General features: G+C 39.9%; 1 pseudogene. It reads right to left on the reverse strand.

Going from position 1 to position 1647, the window contains the following annotated elements:
• Positions 1 to 1647: pseudogene (locus FTV42_RS16745) on the reverse strand (hypothetical protein); the annotation flags it as partial.

A 1647-nucleotide genomic window follows, 5' to 3' on the forward strand; every position in this document is an offset into this window, starting at 1 on the left:
ATCAGAGCCTAACTTTGATCCGGCATAGCCAAACGGCTGGCTGATCGATTGAATGAATTTCAATACTTCAGGATCGATCGTTGCTTTTTCTTTTTTTTCCCGCCACTTCCGGTATTCGTCTAGAAACGTTTCACGGTATAAAAATACGTCCTGTTGTTGAGGCTGCTTCTGCTTTTTCTTGCTCTTTAATGCAGCAGTTTGAGAATTATTTTCTGTGTGTGAATGAATCTTCTTCATCAATTTTAAAATATCTCTTTCATTCGACTGAAATTTAACCTTGAAATCGCGATGCATCAACTGACTATCGCCTAATAATGCCTTGATCAATTGAGGTGAATATTCACGGTTTGCTTGATAAAACATGTCAGCAATCAGGATATTCAGATGATGCAGATAATGTCTTGCAGTGATCCGAATGTCTTCATGCCCCATCAGATGCGCAAGTCGAGACCAGGCTTGGGCACTACGCGATGAAGCATCCTTCATATTGGGTAAAATGTGCTTTTTAAGCTTACGCCCAAACTCGGAATCATAGTCAGTAAAACAACGTACCAGTGCTATGCTGCCTTTTAAAAGGATAGCCAAATGTGAAGCGGTACTATGCCTGAAAGCGTGAAAGGTATATTGATGATCGTTTGTCCCTAATACAGTATTAAACAGCAACTGGGTAATTTTTGATAAATTTGTACTGGATAAAGGTTGTTCACCCAGCATAAAGAGCTGTTTGATTTTTCTATTGCAGACTGCTGCAGTCGCTTTAGAGCCAGGTAACTGGTTTTGATAAAAGCGACAAAATCCTGTGAACTCGTCCGGTGCTAAAAAATAAGCTAAATCAAACTGACGCGTGGCATTATCACTTTTCAGATCACGCTCAGAATTTAGACGAATCCTAAGGGTGAGATCATCAATATCACCCATTGTTTTTCTCATTTTATGGTGAGATCGATCGTCTTTCTGCTGATCTAAAGCGGATTCAAACACATAATAGAGCTGTCGATTGTCAGGATGTTTTCGTAACTGCGGAGATACAAAATCATCGATACAGATCCCGGCAGCTTCATCAATACGCAAGCCCAGTCTAAATGCCAATGTATAGACCCATTCTAGACAGGTTGCATCCTGCTCAGTCAGACCCAAAGCTTCTGGGTATTCTCTAAGAATCCGTATCATCAATTGAAACATCTGCGGACTAATGAGTCTGGTTTTTAAAAATAAACCGTCACTTTGACGTTCATATAAATATTGCACAATCGGTGCACGATGATTCTTGACTAAGTATTGGTGAAAGGCTTTCAGCCGATCAAAGGCATAACCCGAGGTATTGTATTTTTTATTGTTGTTGGTTTGTGCGGTCGTTTTATGATTTTTCTGATCATTCAGCAGTTTTTCTTCAACAATCGTGCGATACATTTCCTCAAACTGCTCTTCAGTGGCTGTATCTAGATTGATCTGCTGTTCTAGAACATAACAAAGTAGGTCAAGCACAAAACTACTATAGTAACGCTTGATTGTTGAGACTTTAATCGCTGCTTTCACATGATAAGCAAATTCGTTTTCTAACCACTGACACACGCGTAAATGTGCAATAGCCACTACATAATCTAGGTACTCGCCATTTCCAGCCTCATACGCAGATTTATAGTCCTC

The sequence above is a fragment of the Acinetobacter sp. YH16052 genome (assembly GCF_013417155.1).
Taxonomy (GTDB): Bacteria; Pseudomonadota; Gammaproteobacteria; order Pseudomonadales; family Moraxellaceae; genus Acinetobacter.